The sequence below is a fragment of the Streptomyces sp. NBC_01551 genome (assembly GCF_026339935.1).
Lineage (GTDB): Bacteria > Actinomycetota > Actinomycetes > Streptomycetales > Streptomycetaceae > Streptomyces.
In genome coordinates this window covers 2,311,977-2,328,055 of sequence record NZ_JAPEPX010000001.1, presented here as the reverse complement: position 1 = coordinate 2,328,055, position 16,079 = coordinate 2,311,977, and the positions used below count along the sequence as shown (strand labels likewise).

The 16,079-nt window shown below is 73.1% G+C and carries 13 protein-coding genes; 12 read left to right on the top strand and 1 reads right to left on the bottom strand.

All coding sequences use genetic code 11. The features are described from left to right. The first annotated feature begins 78 nt into the window (after positions 1 to 78). The 8 genes from OG982_RS10465 to OG982_RS10430 all read left to right on the top strand — a co-directional run bounded on the left by OG982_RS10465 (position 79) and on the right by OG982_RS10430 (position 10,236). Positions 79 to 1,044, top strand: a complete 966-nt coding sequence (locus OG982_RS10465) for a LysR family transcriptional regulator (RefSeq protein ID WP_266948384.1) — start codon at positions 79 to 81, stop codon at positions 1,042 to 1,044. A gap of 97 nt (positions 1,045 to 1,141) precedes the next feature. Beyond that, positions 1,142 to 2,512 carry a NarK/NasA family nitrate transporter gene (locus OG982_RS10460; protein ID WP_266948382.1) on the top strand — a complete coding sequence of 457 codons (1,371 nt, stop codon included), beginning with the start codon at positions 1,142 to 1,144 and terminating at the stop codon, positions 2,510 to 2,512. A 106-nt stretch (positions 2,513 to 2,618) separates the two neighbouring features. After that, a complete protein-coding gene (locus OG982_RS10455; protein WP_266787883.1) occupies positions 2,619 to 3,809 on the top strand; it encodes a uroporphyrinogen-III synthase in 1,191 nt (396 codons plus the stop codon). A 233-nt stretch (positions 3,810 to 4,042) separates the two neighbouring features. Further along, a complete protein-coding gene (locus tag OG982_RS10450) occupies positions 4,043 to 4,564 on the top strand; it encodes a GNAT family N-acetyltransferase (RefSeq protein WP_266949881.1) in 522 nt (173 codons plus the stop codon). An 80-nt stretch (positions 4,565 to 4,644) separates the two neighbouring features. Then, the gene (locus OG982_RS10445; RefSeq protein ID WP_266787884.1) at positions 4,645 to 5,214 is read left to right on the top strand and encodes an ABATE domain-containing protein; all 570 of its coding nucleotides are present in this window, start codon (positions 4,645 to 4,647) and stop codon (positions 5,212 to 5,214) included. Positions 5,215 to 5,363: 149 nt separating this feature from the next. Continuing rightward, positions 5,364 to 7,682: a UvrD-helicase domain-containing protein gene (locus tag OG982_RS10440; RefSeq protein WP_266787885.1), complete on the top strand. Its 2,319-nt coding sequence runs from the start codon at positions 5,364 to 5,366 to the stop codon at positions 7,680 to 7,682. 471 nt (positions 7,683 to 8,153) lie between these two features. Beyond that, on the top strand, positions 8,154 to 9,557 hold the full coding sequence (locus tag OG982_RS10435; RefSeq protein WP_266787886.1) for an NAD-dependent malic enzyme: 1,404 nt from the start codon (positions 8,154 to 8,156) through the stop codon (positions 9,555 to 9,557). Positions 9,558 to 9,954: 397 nt separating this feature from the next. Continuing rightward, positions 9,955 to 10,236: an HU family DNA-binding protein gene (locus OG982_RS10430; RefSeq protein ID WP_008743457.1), complete on the top strand. Its 282-nt coding sequence runs from the start codon at positions 9,955 to 9,957 to the stop codon at positions 10,234 to 10,236. A gap of 105 nt (positions 10,237 to 10,341) precedes the next feature. Here the strand turns inward: OG982_RS10430 and murA are convergent, their stop codons facing one another. Further along, positions 10,342 to 11,688, bottom strand: coding sequence for a UDP-N-acetylglucosamine 1-carboxyvinyltransferase (murA, locus tag OG982_RS10425; RefSeq protein ID WP_266787887.1), 1,347 nt, complete (start codon positions 11,686 to 11,688; stop codon positions 10,342 to 10,344). A gap of 288 nt (positions 11,689 to 11,976) precedes the next feature. On the opposite strand from murA, the gene OG982_RS10420 reads away from it, so the two are divergent. The 4 genes from OG982_RS10420 (at position 11,977) to OG982_RS10405 (ending at position 15,876) form a co-directional block, all read left to right on the top strand. Continuing rightward, the gene (locus OG982_RS10420; RefSeq protein ID WP_266787888.1) at positions 11,977 to 12,537 is read left to right on the top strand and encodes a YqgE/AlgH family protein; all 561 of its coding nucleotides are present in this window, start codon (positions 11,977 to 11,979) and stop codon (positions 12,535 to 12,537) included. A 29-nt stretch (positions 12,538 to 12,566) separates the two neighbouring features. Beyond that, positions 12,567 to 12,851, top strand: a complete 285-nt coding sequence (locus tag OG982_RS10415; RefSeq protein ID WP_053679372.1) for a DUF3039 domain-containing protein — start codon at positions 12,567 to 12,569, stop codon at positions 12,849 to 12,851. Positions 12,852 to 13,038: 187 nt separating this feature from the next. After that, a complete protein-coding gene (locus OG982_RS10410; protein ID WP_266787889.1) occupies positions 13,039 to 14,676 on the top strand; it encodes a beta-N-acetylhexosaminidase in 1,638 nt (545 codons plus the stop codon). Positions 14,677 to 14,943: 267 nt separating this feature from the next. Next, positions 14,944 to 15,876, top strand: coding sequence for a xanthine dehydrogenase family protein subunit M (locus tag OG982_RS10405; protein WP_266792053.1), 933 nt, complete (start codon positions 14,944 to 14,946; stop codon positions 15,874 to 15,876). Positions 15,877 to 16,079 lie beyond the last annotated feature (203 nt).

The window sequence follows — 16,079 nt, the reverse complement described above, 5'->3', positions numbered from 1 at the left end:
AGGCTCCGGGGCGGGCCGGGCCGGCGTCCAACACCTGTTCCCCGGTGATTGACCGCCTCCTGTTGTTAGTCTCCGTGCGTGATACCCCGTGATGTGGAACCCCGCCTGCTGCGCGGGTTCGTCGCCGTGGCCGAGGAGTTGCACTTCACCCGGGCCGCCGCCCGGTTGTACGTCGCCCAGCAGGCCCTCAGCAGGGACGTCCGGCGCCTCGAACAGATGCTGGGCGCGGCGCTCTTCGTACGCACCACCCGCGCCGTCGAGCTGACCGCCGACGGGGAGCGGCTGCTGCCGCCGGCCCGGCGGGTGCTGCTGGCCCACGAGGAGCTCGCCGCCGCCTTCGGCGGGCCCCGGGCGCTGCTCGTCGACCTGAACACCGACGGCCCGAGCAGCGGACGCGCCGTGCTGGAGCGGGCCCGGGAACTGGCCCCGGGGTGCGAGCTGATGGCCCGGTTCGAGAGCGGGCTCACCCACGCCGCCCGGGAGATCGCCGCCGGGCGCCTCGACGTGTCCTTCGGGTACGCCGCCGGGCTGGACGCGGGTCTGCGGGCCCGGCTCGCGTACCGGCCCGTACGGTACGAGCCGCTCGCCGTCCTGCTGCCCGAGGGGCATCCGCTGGCCGCGCTGGAGGACGTACCGCTGGACGCGCTCGCCGGGGAGACCGTGTACGTCGGGGCCGGCAATCCGCGGACCCTGGAGTGGACCGGGCTGGCCCGCGAACTGTTCGCCGGGCGGGGCATCGCGCCGGCGCCGCCCGCGCCCGTCGCCGTGGGCAAGGAGGAGTTCCGCAGGGTGATGGCCAAAACCCGCAACCCGGTGCTCGTGACCGTGGACTTTCCCGACATGCCGGGCAGCGTGAAACGACCGCTGGTCGGGCCCGTGCCGCTGTCACCGCTGGCGATGGTGTGGCGCAAGGGGTTCACCCATCCCGGCCTGGACGCGCTCGCCGAGGCCGCCGCCGGGCTCGCGGCCGAGCGGGGCTGGCTGGAAACACCCTCTGGGAGCTGGCTGCCGGCGGCGCTCACACCCGTCGCCGACCGGGGGTGAGTCCAAGGTTTCGCGCCGGTCACCGGGCGGGGACCGGGGCCGAAACGCGCCGTTCCTAGGATCGTCACCACGGACGAGACAGCAGTGGAGGCGTGTGATGACCGGTACGACCGCACCGCGCAAGGGGGGCCGCTGGATCGAGCGGTGGGATCCCGAAGACGACGTGTTCTGGAGGGAGTCGGGCGAGCGGATCGCCCGCCGCAACCTCGTCTACTCCGTGCTCTCCGAGCACATCGGGTTCTCCATCTGGTCCCTGTGGTCGGTGATGGTGCTCTTCATGGGCCCCCAGTACGGCATCGACCCGGCCGGCAAGTTCTTCCTGATCGCGACCGCCACCTTCGTCGGCGCCCTGGTCCGGGTGCCCTACACCTTCGCCGTCGCCCGGTTCGGCGGGCGCAACTGGACCGTCGTCAGCGCGCTGCTGCTGCTCGCGCCGACCGTGGCCGCGCTGGTGGTCATGGAGCCCGGCACCTCCTACGGCACCTTCCTCGCGGTGGCCGCGCTGACCGGCGTGGGCGGCGGCAACTTCGCCTCCTCCATGACCAACATCAACGCCTTCTTCCCGCTGCGCAAGAAGGGCTGGGCGCTCGGCCTCAACGCGGGCGGCGGGAACATCGGCGTGCCCGTGGTGCAGCTCGTCGCGCTGCTGATCATCGGGACCGCCGGGGCCGGACACCCGCGGCTGCTGCTGGCCGCGTACGTCCCGCTGATCGTGATCGCGGCCGCGCTGGCCCTCGTGCGCATGGACAACCTGGCCCCCGTGAGCAACGACACCGGCGCGGTGCGCGAGGCCGTACGGGACGCCCACACCTGGATCATGGCGTTCCTGTACATCGGCACCTTCGGGTCCTTCATCGGCTACAGCTTCGCCTTCGGACTGGTCCTCCAGACGCAGTTCGGGCGCACCCCGCTCCAGGCCGCCTCGCTGACCTTCATCGGGCCTCTGCTCGGCTCGCTGATCCGGCCCGTGGGCGGGGCGCTCGCCGACCGCTTCGGCGGGGCGCGCATCACCCTCGGCACGTTCGTGGCGATGGCCGCGGCGACCGGGGTGGTCGTCCTGGCCTCGGTACGGGAGTCCCTGCCGGTGTTCCTCATCGGCTTCGTGGCCCTGTTCGCGCTGAGCGGGCTCGGCAACGGCTCCACGTACAAGATGATCCCCGGCATCTTCCAGGCCAAGGCGCTCGCCCGCGGCATGGACGGCGAGGCCGCGGCCGCCTACGGGCGCCGGCTGTCCGGCGCCGCGATGGGACTGATCGGCGCCGTCGGCGCGCTCGGCGGACTCGGCATCAACCTGGTGTTCCGGGAGGCCTTCTTGAGCTCCGGCACCGGAACGGCCGCGTTCGTCACCTTCCTCGCCTTCTACGCCGTGTGCTGCGCGGTGACATGGGCGGTATACCTTCGGCGCCCCGCGGCCGTGATCGCCCCGGCGGCGGGCGCGGCGGCGAAACCCCAGCTCACCTCGGTGTAACGGCGGTTAACGACGCCGAAATGCGGCGGAACCGAGCCTGACACGGCCTGTTGGCAGGCTCCGTTCCAGCCCCCGCGATACCGACCCACTGGCAAGGCAGGTCACGATGGACGACCACACGCACACCGGACCACGGCCCGACGCCCCGACCGGTCCGAACGCCGGCGCCGGGAACGGGACGGGACCGCTGGCGGGATTCACCGTCGGGGTCACCGCCGCCCGCCGCGCCGACGACCTCATCGCGCTGCTGCGGCGGCGCGGCGCCCAGGTGCTGCACGCGCCCGCGCTGCGGATCGTGCCGCTGGCCGACGACACCGAGCTGCTCGCCGCCACCAAGGAGCTCATCGACAACCCGCCCTGCGCGGTCGTCGCCACCACGGCCATCGGGTTCCGGGGGTGGATCGAGGCCGCCGAGGGGTGGGGGATCGGCGAGGAGCTGCTGAGCCGGCTGCGCGACGCCGAACTGCTGGTGCGCGGGCCGAAGGTGAAGGGGGCCGTACGGGCCGCGGGGCTCGTCGAGGACTGGTCCCCGCAGTCGGAGTCCCTCGGCGAGGTGCTGGACCGGCTGCTCGCCGGCGGGGTCGCCGGGCGGCGCGTCGCGCTCCAGCTGCACGGGGAGCCGCTGCCCGGGTTCGTCGAGGCGCTGCGGGAGGGCGGGGCCGAGGTGGTCGTGGTGCCGGTGTACCGGTGGATGCCGCCGGAGGACCTCGCGCCGCTGGACCGGCTGCTTGACGCGGTCGCCGCCGGGTCGGTGGACGCGGTCAGCTTCACCTCGGCCCCGGCGGCGGCCTCGCTGCTGGCCCGGGCCGAGGAGCGGGGCGTACGGGACGCCGTGCTGGGCGCCCTGCGGGGGGACGTGCTCAGCGCCTGCGTCGGGCCCGTCACCGCGCTGCCGCTCCAGGGGCACGGGGTGGCCACCGTCCAGCCGGAACGGTTCCGGCTCGGGCCGCTGGTGCAGCTGCTCTGCCAGGAACTGCCCGGGCGGGCCCGGGTGCTGCCGGTGGCCGGGCGGCGGCTGGAGATCCGCGGGCACGCGGTGCTGGTCGACGCGGAGCTGCGGCCGGTGCCGCCGGCCGGGATGGCCCTGCTGCGGGCGCTGGCCCGGCGGCCGGGATGGGTGGTGGGGCGCGCCGAGCTGCTGCGCGTGCTGCCGGGCGCGGGGCGCGACGAGCACGCGGTCGAGACGGCGATGGCCCGGCTGCGGGTGGCGCTGGGGGCGCCGAAGCTGATCCAGACGGTGGTCAAGCGGGGGTACCGGCTGTCGCTGGACGCCGGGGACTGCGCGGCGGTGAGGTAGCCGCGGCGGGCCGCGCCCGGGCCCCGGGGGCTCCGCACCGGGCCCGGGGCGGGCCCCGCGCCTCAAGTGCCGACGGCGCCTGGGTGGGTGCGGCGCCGTTGCGGGGGGCTCCGCCCCCGGACCCCCGCGCCTCAAACGCCGGCGGGGCTGGGGTTGGCGGGCTGGGGTTGGCGGGGCTGGATCTGGTGCGGAGGGTTCGTTAGCGTGCCCCGGTGATCATCGATGGGGTGGAGATGAGGGGCGTCACGGTTGACGACGCCGCCGGGCTGGCCGACGTACTGGAGCGGAACCGGGCGTACATGGCGCCGTACGAGCCGTACCGGGCCGAGGAGTTCTACACCGAGGCGGGGCAGCGCGCCCGGGTCGAGGCGTTGCTCGACGAGCGGGACGGCGGGCGGGTCCGGCCGTACGTGCTCGTCGCCGGGGACGTGCCCGTCGGGGCGATCAACCTCGGGAGCATCGCGCTCGGCCCCTTCCGCAGCGGCGGCGTCGGCTACTGGGTCGACCGGGCCTGGGCCGGCAAGGGCCTGGCCACCGCCGCCGTGGAGGAGGTCTGCCGGATCGCCCGCGACGAGGTCGGCCTGCACCGCGTCGAGGCCGGGACCATCGTCGAGAACGCGGCCTCGCAGCGCGTCCTGGCCAAGGCCGGCTTCGAGGAGTACGGGCTCGCGCCCCGTTTCCTCCACATCAACGGCGCCTGGCGCGACCACCGCCTCTTCCAGCGGCTGCTCCACGACAACCCGCCGCCCCGCTAGGCCCCCGCACGGGGGGTTCCGCAACGCCCGGCCCGGGGGCACTCTGAAGGCACCCATAGCCAACCGAGGCGGTGACGGGCATGTGGTTCGACTCCGGGCGGGTCTGCCTGGACCTGGTGGCCACCTCCGCTCCCCATGAGGGGATCCGGGACACCGACGAGCTGCGGCTGTGGCTCACCGGAGCCGGGCTGGTGCCCGACCGGACGCCGCTGGCGCGGATGGGACCCGACTGGGTGGACGCCTTCCGGGCGCTGCGCCACGACGTGGAGACCCTCGTACGGGCGGAACTCGACGCCGGCGCCCCCTCCCCGGGCACCGCGGCCGCCCTGGCCCGGGTCAACGGCCCGGCCGCCGGCCCGCCGCCGGGGCTGTGCGCCGTACGGGACCAGCAAGGTCACCTCGTACGGGAACTGTGCGGCGGAGTGGAATGCGCCGGGCTGCTCGCGGCCGTCGCCCGGGACGCCGTCGAACTGCTCACCGATCCGGGCGACCGGGCGCTGCTGCGGGCCTGCGAGGGCGACGGCTGCGCCCGCGTCTACCTGGACACCTCGCGCGGGCACCGGCGCCGCTGGTGCTCCAGCGAGCTGTGCGGCAACCGGGAGCGGGTGGCCCGGCACCGGCGCCGGGTCCTGGCGGCCGGGTCGGCGTAGGTCCGCTCGCCGGACGGTGGAGGCCCTCTTGCCGATCGGCGCGGACCCGGCATGATCGACGCGTGGGACGGTCGCGGAACGGGCGTGCGGACAGGGCCCAGGTTCGCGTACGGTTGACGGTCGCCCATGCACGTCAGAAGGGGGCCTTGGTGGCCGCGCAGAATGCCGCTGTCGACAGCACGGCGGATTCCGTCCGCGATCGGGAGATCGCGGTCGAGCAGACGCACCTGGACCAGGTGTACCGCCGCCTTGAGGAGAAGATCCACGAGGCCGAGTTCCTGCTGAACGATGCCGCCAAACGCGGCCAGGTCGGCACGCCCGGCGCGCTCGCGGAACGCGACGCGCAGGTCTTCCGTGCCGGTATCCACCTGAACCGGTTGAACAACGAGTTCGAGGACTTCCTCTTCGGCCGGATCGACCTGGTCCGCGGCAAGGACGGCGAACGCGGCGCCGACGGCGCGTTCACCTCCATCGAACCCGCCGACGACGCGATCCGCCCCGACCTCACGGCCGAGATCGCCGAAACCCTGCACATCGGGCGCATCGGCGTACTCGACACGGACTACGCGCCGCTCGTCATCGACTGGCGCGCCCCGGCCGCCGCGCCGTTCTACCGCTCCACGCCCAAGGACCCCGGCCGCGTCGTGCGCCGCCGCGTCATCCGCTCCAAGGGCCGCAAGGTGCTCGGCGTCGAGGACGACCTGATGCGCCCCGAGGTCACCGCCACGCTGAACGGCCGGGAGCTGCCCGCCATCGGCGACGGCGCCCTGATGGCCGCGCTCGGGCGGGCCCGTACGCACTCGATGCGGGACATCGTCTCCTCCATCCAGGCCGAGCAGGACCTGGTCATCCGGGCCCCCGCCGCGTCCGTGGCCGAGGTCGCGGGCGGGCCGGGCACCGGCAAGACCGCCGTCGCCCTGCACCGCGCCGCCTACCTGCTCTACCAGGACCGCCGCCGCTACTCCGGCGGCATCCTGATCGTCTCCCCGACGCCGCTGCTCGTCGCGTACACCGAGGGCGTGCTGCCCTCGCTGGGCGAGGAGGGCCAGGTCGCCATCCGGGCACTCGGCTCGCTGGTCGACGGCGCCGAGGCGACCACGTACGACGATCCGGCCGTGGCCCGGATCAAGGGCTCCTCGCGGATGCTGAAGGTGCTGCGCAAGGCGGTACGGGGCGCCCTGGAGCTCGGCAACGCGGGCGGCCCCGCCCCGGACCGGCTGCGCGTGGTCGCCTTCGGGCGGCGACAGGAGCTGGAGGCCGACGAGCTGAACCGGATCCGGCAGAACGTGCTCGGCGCCACCACGCCGGTGAACCTGCTGCGCCCGCGCGCCCGCAAGCTGCTGCTGGACGCCCTGTACGCCAAGTCGGGGCAGGCCGGCCGGCACAGCGACCCGGAGCTGGCCGCCGAGCTGCGCTCCGCGTTCGACGAGGACATCTCCACCGAGGACGCCTTCATCGGCTTCCTGAACGCCTGGTGGCCGGAGCTCACCCCGCGCGGGGTGCTGGCCGCGATGGCCGACGAGCGCAAGCTCGGGCGCTGGTCGCGCCGGGACCTGAACCCGCGCGAGACGCGGCAGCTGGCGCGCTCGCTGCGCCGGGTGGGCACGGACGGCAAGGGGCCGCTGTCGGTGCACGACGTGGCGCTGCTGGACGAGCTCCAGCAGCTGCTGGGTGCCCCGGCGCGGCCGAAGCGGAAGCGGGAGTTCGACCCGCTGGACCAGCTCACGGGGCTGGAGGAGCTGATGCCGACCCGCGAGGAGACCCAGTGGGAGCGGGCCGAGCGGATCGCGGCGGAGCGCACCGAGTACGCGCACGTCATCGTGGACGAGGCGCAGGACCTGACGCCGATGCAGTGGCGGATGGTCGGCCGCCGGGGCCGGCACGGCACCTGGACGGTCGTCGGCGACCCGGCGCAGTCCTCGTGGACGGACCCGGACGAGGCGGCGGCGGCGCGTGACGAGGCGCTGGGGACGCGGCCGCGGCGCCGGTTCACCCTGACGGTGAACTACCGCAACCCGGCGGAGGTCGCGGAGGTCGCCTCGCGGGTGCTGCGGCTGGCGATGCCCGGGATGGAGCCGCCGACGGCGGTGCGCTCGACGGGGCTGCTGCCGAGGTTCACGGCGGTGGCGCAGGACCTGCGGGAGACCGTGCGGGAGGAGACCCGGCGGCTGCTGGCGCAGGTGGACGGCACGGTGGGCGTGGTCGTGGCCATGGACCGGCGGGCGGAGGCCGCGGGCTGGCTGGCGGACCTGGGGGAACGGGCGGTGGCGCTGGGCAGCCTGGAGGCGAAGGGCCTGGAGTACGACGCCACGGTGGTCGTCTCCCCGGCCGAGATCGCCGACGAGTCCCCGGCGGGCCTGCGCGTCCTGTACGTGGCGCTCACGCGCGCGACGCAGCAACTGACGGTCGTCTCCACCCCGAAGGACACCCCCACCCCGGACGGCGTCCCGGCCCTGCTCCACCCGTAGGCCGACTCCGCCCCGGCGGGCGCGCTCCCGTCCGGGGCCGCCGGCCGGGCGATGGGCCAACGGCGTGGTGAGACGAGGTCAACTCCCCGGAGGGGGATCGCATCCGGCGATCCTTTGTTAGCCTGGGTGAGGCACCGACTCGATCCAAGCCCCCGGGCCCAACCTTCGTCGCTTAGAGCGACCACTTGCCGCGAGGCGAGCATGGCGGGTCGGTGTCATAGTCGTATCAACAGGTCTGCCCCCTCTGTGGAAACAGAGGGGGCAGACCTGTTTTGCGTGGCCGGATTCGGCCTCAGAGGCTTCCGCCACCCGATCAAATCTCGTATGGTGGAAGTGTCTTTCCGAAATTTGTAGCTGGTTACCTTGTACTGGCTGGTAGGTGGGACGATCGGACAACAGGCCCTGCCACACCCACCGTGTGACAGGTCCCCGTATGTACAGAAAAACCAGGGACAGAAGAGGAACACGGCCATGGCAACGGCGCCCAGCGTCTCGTACTCGATGACGGTCCGCCTGGAAGTGCCCGCGAGCGGAACCGCGGTCTCCCAGCTCACCACCGCCGTCGAGTCCTCCGGCGGGTCGGTCACCGGCCTCGACGTGACCGCCTCCGGCCACGAGAAGCTCCGTATCGACGTCACCATCGCCGCGACCTCCACCGCGCACGCCGACGAGATCGTCGAGAAGCTGCGCGGCATCGAGGGCGTCAGCCTCGGCAAGGTCTCCGACCGAACCTTCCTGATGCACCTCGGCGGCAAGATCGAGATGGCGTCCAAGCACCCCATCCGCAACCGTGACGACCTCTCGATGATCTACACCCCGGGCGTGGCCCGCGTGTGCATGGCGATCGCCGAGAACCCCGAGGACGCGCGCCGCCTCACCATCAAGCGCAACTCCGTCGCAGTCGTGACGGACGGCTCCGCCGTGCTCGGCCTCGGCAACATCGGCCCGATGGCCGCGCTGCCCGTCATGGAGGGCAAGGCGGCCCTCTTCAAGCGCTTCGCCGGCATCGACGCGTGGCCGATCTGCCTGGACACCCAGGACACCGACGCCATCGTCGAGATCGTCAAGGCGATCGCCCCGGGCTTCGCCGGCATCAACCTGGAGGACATCTCCGCGCCGCGCTGCTTCGAGATCGAGGCCCGCCTGCGCGAGGCCCTCGACATCCCCGTCTTCCACGACGACCAGCACGGCACCGCCATCGTCGTCCTCGCGGCCCTCACCAACGCACTGCGCGTCGTGGGCAAGGCAGTTGGGGACGTCAAGGTCGTCATGTCGGGCGCCGGCGCGGCCGGTACGGCCATCCTCAAGCTGCTCCTCGCGGCCGGCGTGAAGAACGCCGTCAGCGCCGACATCCACGGTGTCGTGCACGCGGACCGCCCCGACCTCGTCGACGCGGCCGCCGACTCCCCGCTGCGCTGGATCGCCGACAACACCAACCCCGAGGGCTACACGGGCACCTTGAAGGAGGCCGTGGTCGGCGCAGACGTGTTCATCGGCGTCTCCGCCCCCAACGTGCTCTCCGGCGAGGACGTCGCCGCCATGGCGGACGGTGCGATCGTGTTCGCGCTCGCGAACCCGGACCCCGAGGTCGACCCGGCCGTGGCCCGTCAGACGGCCGCCGTCGTGGCCACCGGGCGCTCGGACTTCCCGAACCAGATCAACAACGTGCTGGTCTTCCCGGGTGTCTTCCGCGGCCTGCTGGACGCTCAGTCCCGCACCGTGAACACGGACATGATGCTGGCCGCCGCGAGCGCGCTGGCGGACGTCGTCGGCGAGGACGAGCTCAACGCGAACTACATCATCCCGTCCGTCTTCAACGACAAGGTCGCGGGCGCCGTCGCCGGTGCCGTCCGCAAGGCCGCCACCCCCGCCTAGGACCCGTATGCCGCAGCGGCCGTGACGACGTGTGACGATCACGGCCGTCGCGGTCGTCGCGACGGGGACTGTGACGGCCCCCACGTGCCTTCTCCGGCGCGTCGCGAGATGCGGGCCCGCCAAGCCCCCTCTAGGGTTGCGGGGATGCCCGCGTGGCCCGCGGTCCGCATCCACCGGAACCCCTGGTGCGGACGGAGCGTCACCGCGGCGTGACTGTGGCGCTTTTCGTGTGACCCTGTCGGGTGCCGGATTGGCTTTCCCGCCGCTGGTGGGGGCAGGATGCGTAACCGGGCGAGAGGGTCTGACGTCAGACCCGGGTCCGGGGACTGTCCGAGGGCCCTGGCAGCATCGGCTTCGATCTCACGCCTCTAAGGCAAGTTGAACACGGGAGTACAACATGAACCGCAGTGAGCTGGTGGCCGCTCTGTCCGAGCGCGCCGAGGTGACCCGCAAGGACGCCGACGCCGTTCTGGCCGCCCTCGCCGAGACCATCGGTGAGGTCGTCGCCAAGGGCGACGAGAAGGTCACCATCCCCGGCTTCCTGACCTTCGAGCGCACCCACCGTGCCGCTCGCACCGCGCGCAACCCGCAGACCGGCGACCCCATCCAGATCCCGGCCGGCTTCAGCGTGAAGGTCTCCGCGGGCTCCAAGCTCAAGGAAGCCGCCAAGGGCAAGTAGTCCCGCCGCGTTAGTACGCAGCGAAACGGAAGGGCGGCCACCCGGTGGGGTGGCCGCCCTTCTGGCGTCCCGGGGGCCCCTCGCGGGGCCCCCGGTCACGCGGTGTCAGACGAGGTCGCCGTTGGGGAGCTCGACCTTCGCGCCCAGCTCGACGAGCTTCTCCATGAAGTTCTCGTAGCCGCGGTTGATCAGGTCGATGCCGTGGACGCGCGAGGTGCCCTCGGCGGCCAGCGCCGCGATCAGGTACGAGAACCCGCCGCGCAGGTCGGGGATGACCAGGTCGGCGCCCTGCAGCTTCGTCGGGCCGGAGACGACCGCCGAGTGCAGGAAGTTGCGCTGGCCGAACCGGCACGCCGAGCCGCCCAGGCACTCCCGGTACAGCTGGATGTGCGCACCCATCTGGTTGAGCGCCGAGGTGAAGCCGAGCCGCGACTCGTAGACCGTCTCGTGGACGATCGACAGGCCCGTGGCCTGCGTCAGGGCGACGACCAGCGGCTGCTGCCAGTCGGTCTGGAAACCGGGGTGCACGTCCGTCTCCAGGGCGATCGCGTTGAGCGCGCCGCCCGGGTGCCAGAAGCGGATGCCCTCGTCGTCGATCTCGAACGCGCCGCCGACGCGGCGGAACGTGTTCAGGAAGGTCATCATGGAGCGCTGCTGGGCGCCGCGCACGTAGATGTTGCCGCCGGTCGCCAGGGCCGCGGAAGCCCAGGACGCGGCCTCCAGACGGTCCGGGAGCGCCTTGTGGTTGTACCCGCCGAGGCGGTCCACACCGGTGATCCGGATGGTCCGGTCGGTGTCCATGGAGATGATCGCGCCCATCTTCTGCAGTACGCAGATGAGGTCCTCGATCTCCGGCTCCACCGCGGCGTTGCTGAGCTCGGTCACGCCCTCGGCCAGAACGGCCGTCAGCAGCACCTGCTCGGTCGAACCGACGGACGGGTACGGCAGGCGGATCTTGCAGCCGCGCAGCCGCTGCGGGGCCTCCAGGTACTGGCCGCCTTCGCGCTTCTCGATGGTCGCGCCGAACTGGCGGAGCACGTCGAAGTGGAAGTCGATCGGCCGGCCGCCGATGTCGCAGCCGCCGAGGCCCGGGATGAAGGCGTGGCCGAGGCGGTGCAGCAGCGGGCCGCAGAACAGGATCGGGATCCGGGAAGAACCCGCGTGGGCGTCGATGTCGGCGACGTTCGCGCTCTCGACGTGGGTGGGGTCGAGCACCAGCTCGCCCGGCTCCTCGCCGGGGCGCACGGTGACACCGTGCAGCTGGAGCAGACCGCGCACGACCCGCACGTCGCGGATGTCGGGGACATTGCGCAGGCGGCTGGGTTCGCTGCCGAGCAGAGCGGCGACCATGGCCTTGGGCACGAGGTTCTTCGCACCGCGGACACGGATCTCGCCCTCGAGCGGGGTACCGCCATGGACAAGCAGTACGTCGTCTCTGTCTGTGCCGGTCATGAATCTCGCGTTCCGGAGAGGGGCTCCCCCGGCGAAGCCAGAGGAGGGTGGGCAGGGGGCCAGGGAAAAGGGTAAGGGGCGCAACCCCCCTATTTGTAAGGCCAACGCGCCCGTATGACTGTCATGAATGAGACACAACACCCTGAGTGCCCGCCAGGTGGCGGAGTGTCGCGTTCCGCCCGCGTCGCGGGCGCGCGCTCCCGTCTGCTGCCGTGCGCCCTGAGCTGCGGACGATTGGATCTCGCCGCCCGCTCCCCCTGAAGGGCGAATGTGCGAGATCATGTCGGCATGACCGAGGTGTCCTCCCTCACAGGGCGGCTGCTCGTGGCCACCCCAGCCCTCGCGGACCCGAACTTCGACCGCGCGGTGGTGCTGCTGCTCGACCACGACGAGCAGGGCTCCCTCGGCGTGGTCCTCAACAGGCCGACCCCCGTGGGCGTCGGCGACATCCTGCTGCCGTGGGCCACGCTGGCCGGCGATCCGGGCGTGGTCTTCCAGGGCGGCCCGGTGGCCCTGGACTCCGCCCTCGGCATCGCCGTGATCCCGGGCGAGGAAGGTCCCCTCGGCTGGCGCCGGGTGCACGGGGCGATCGGCCTCGTCGACCTGGAGGCCCCGCCGGAACTGCTGGCGGCGGCCCTGGGCTCGCTGCGCATCTTCGCGGGCTACTCCGGATGGGGCCCCGGCCAACTGGAGGACGAGCTCGGCGACGGCGCCTGGTACGTGGTGGAGTCGGAGCCCGGGGACATCTCCTTCCCGGATCCCGAGCGCCTGTGGCGGGCGGTCCTGCGCCGCCAGCGCAGCGAGCTCGCCATGGTCGCGACCTATCCGGACGACCCGTCGCTCAACTGACCCCGGCGGGGGTCGGTACCCTGGGTTTTATGAGCACTCTTGAGCCCGAGCGCGGGACTGGTACGGGGACCCTCGTAGAGCCGACGCCGCAGGTGTCCCACGGCGACGGCGACCACGAGCGCTTCGCCCACTACGTCCAGAAGGACAAGATCATGGAGAGCGCGCTCGGGGGCACCCCCGTCGTCGCGCTCTGCGGCAAGGTGTGGGTCCCGGGCCGGGACCCGAAGAAGTACCCGGTCTGCCCCATGTGCAAGGAGATCTACGAGTCCATGGGCGCCGGCGGCGACAAGGACAAGGGCGGCAAGGACAAGTAGGTCCTCCCGGCCCGACTTCGCCGGACCCGGACGCCGAGACGTCGAGGCCCCCGAGGTGCGCACCCGCGCGCCCCGGGGGCCTTCTGCGTACCCCGGGGGCCCGCTCCGTACTAGGGTCGGCGGCAACGAGCGCTCTGTGGAACCGCTGTTGCGCAGGGTGCAACACGCTGTCGCGAAGGGCTGACGCATGGACCTGATCCCCCTGCCCCGGACCACCGCCCTGCGCCCGGACGCGGCGCCCTACGTGTTCGGGCCCGAGCCCGTCCTCGCCGCCGGGACCGCGGCCGCCGGCACCGCGCGCTGGCTGCGCCGCGAGCTCGGGGCCGCCACAGGGTGGGGGCTGCCGGAGGCCGGGCCGGGAGCGGTGGGCGACATACGGCTGCGCCTGGACCCGGACGCCGCGGGGACGGGCGGGCCCGAGGGCTACGCCCTCACGATCGACGAGGGCGGCGTGGAGCTCGCCGGCGCGTCCGCCGCCGGACTGTTCTGGGGCGCCCAGACGCTGCGTCAGCTGCTCGGGGCCGACGCCTACCGCAAGGCGCCGCTGCCCGGCCGGGTGTGGAGCCTCCCGCACGGCACGGTCGTCGACGGCCCCCGCTTCGGGTGGCGCGGCCTGATGCTGGACGTCGCACGGCACTTCATGCCCAAGGACGGCGTGCTGCGCTACATCGACCTGCTCGCCGCGCACAAGCTCAACGTGCTGCACCTGCACCTGACGGACGACCAGGGCTGGCGGGTGGAGATCAAGCGCCACCCGAGGCTCACCGAGGTCGGCGCCTGGCGGCCGCGCAGCCGCTGGGGCCACCGGGCCTCGCCGCTGTGGAACGAGACCCCGCACGGCGGCTTCTACACCCAGGACGACATCCGCGAGATCGTCGCGTACGCCGCCGAGCGGCACGTCCGGGTAGTCCCGGAGATCGACGTACCGGGGCACTCGCAGGCCGCGATCGCCGCGTACCCGGAGCTCGGGAACACCGATGTCGTGGACACCGCCGCGCTGGGGGTGTGGGACGACTGGGGCGTCAACGAGAACGTGCTCGCGCCGACCGAGGCTGTACTGCGGTTCTACGAGGGGGTCTTCGAGGAGCTGCTGGAGCTGTTCCCCGTCGAGGTCTCGCCGTTCGTGCACGTGGGCGGGGACGAATGCCCCAAAGCGCAGTGGCGGGCCTCGGCGGCCGCGCAGGAGCGGATCCGGGAGCTGGGGGTGGACGGCGAGGACGGGCTCCAGTCCTGGTTCATCCGGCACTTCGACGCGTGGCTGTCGGCGCGCGGGCGGCGGCTGATCGGCTGGGACGAGATCCTGGAGGGCGGACTGGCGCCGGGCGCGGCCGTGTCGTCCTGGCGCGGGTACGCGGGCGGGATCGCGGCGGCCGAGGCGGGCCACGACGTGGTGATGTGCCCCGAGCAGCAGGTGTACCTGGACCACCGTCAGGCGGGCGGCCCCGACGAGCCGATGCCGATCGGGTACGTGCGCTCGCTGGAGGACGTGTACCGCTTCGAGCCGGTGCCGCCGAAGCTGTCGCCGCAGGCCGCGGCCCATGTCCTGGGGGCTCAGGCCAACGTGTGGACCGAGGTGACGGAAAACCAGGGCCGGGTGGACTACCAGGTGTTCCCGCGGCTGGCCGCGTTCGCGGAGGTGGTCTGGTCGCGGCTTCCGGAATCCGCCGAGCGGGACTGGGCCGGCTTCGAGACGCGGATGGCGGGGCACCGCGCACGGCTGGACGCGCTCGGCGTCGACTACCGGCGTCCCGGCGGTCCGTTGCCGTGGCAGCGTCGGCCCGGGGTGCTCGGACGCCCGATCGAGGGGGAGCCCCCGATCGTGTGACTCCGGCAAGCGGAACTCTTCGACAGTCTCTGGAACTCTTTCTCGATTTCGGTTCATACGGGGGAAATCGGGCGCGATGTGCCGAGGTGGGCCGGGTGTGACCCCTTCGGGGGCGACCGGCCGACCCTCGCGCCGGGCGGTGCGGAAGATGTGCCAGAGTTGCCACGTCCCGGCGGTGAGCACGTACCGTACGGCGGACAGGCGTGAGCGCCGGGACCGGGACATCGGGAAGGGGCAGCTGGGTTGACCACGCACGCACCGCATGCACTGCACGCACCGGATTCACCTCAGGGGCCCCAAGGCCCGCAGGCCTCGCAAGCGGCGCAGTCCGTGACGCTCCCGGCCTCGCTCGACGAGGCCGTGGCGGCGCTCACCGCCATGCCCGCCGCCGTGCCCGTCGCGGGCGGCACCGACCTCATGGCCGCCGTCAACGCGGGGCTGCTGCGGCCCGCCGCACTCGTCGGCCTCGGCCGGATCAACGAGATCCGGGGCTGGCAGTACCAGGACGGCCACGCCCTGCTCGGCGCCGGCCTCACCCACGCGCGGATGGGCCGGCCGGACTTCGCCGCCCTGATCCCCGCCCTGGCGGCGGCCGCGCGGGCCGCGGGCCCGCCGCAGATCCGCAACGCCGGCACGCTCGGCGGCAACATCGCCACGGCGGCGCCGACCGGGGACGCGCTGCCGGTGCTGGCGGCGCTGGAGGCCGTGCTGGTCATCGTCGGTCCGGGCGAGCCCGGCACGGCGGGGTCCGCCGGCACCTCCAGCCGGGAGATCCCGGTGTCGCACCTGCTGGCCGGGCGCGACATGCTGCGGCCGGGCGAGCTGATCGGCTTCGTACGGGTGCCGCTGCTTCACGCCCCGCAGGTGTTCCTGAAGGCCACGGGCCGTACGGGGCCGGGGCGCGCGGTGGCGTCCGTGGGGCTCGTGCTCGACCCCGCGCGCCGGGGTGTGCGCTGCGCGATCGGCGCGGTCGCCCCGATGCCGCTGCGGCCGCTCGAAGCCGAGCAGTGGGTGGCCTCGTTGATCGACTGGGACGGGGAGCGGAGCCTGGCCCCCGAGGCGCTGGAGGCCTTCGGGGAGTACGTCGCGGCCGCCTGCGTACCCGACCAGGGGGAGCCGGTGGCCCCCGGCGTACTGCATCTGCGGCGGACGGTCGCCGTGCTGGCACGGAGGGCCCTGGGGAGGGCACTGACCTCATGAGTGAGAACGAGATCGGGAACATGAGCGGTGGCAGCGGGCCCACGGGGCAGGCCGAACCCGCCTGGGGCTGGGAGCCGGTGCCGCACGGCGGCGAGTACGACTCCGACGCGACGGCCTTCGTGAAGCTTCCGGAGGACATGCTGGGCGCCTTCGGCACCGGGGAGCCGCTGGCGGCCCCCGGGCACGGGTACGTGCCGCCGCCG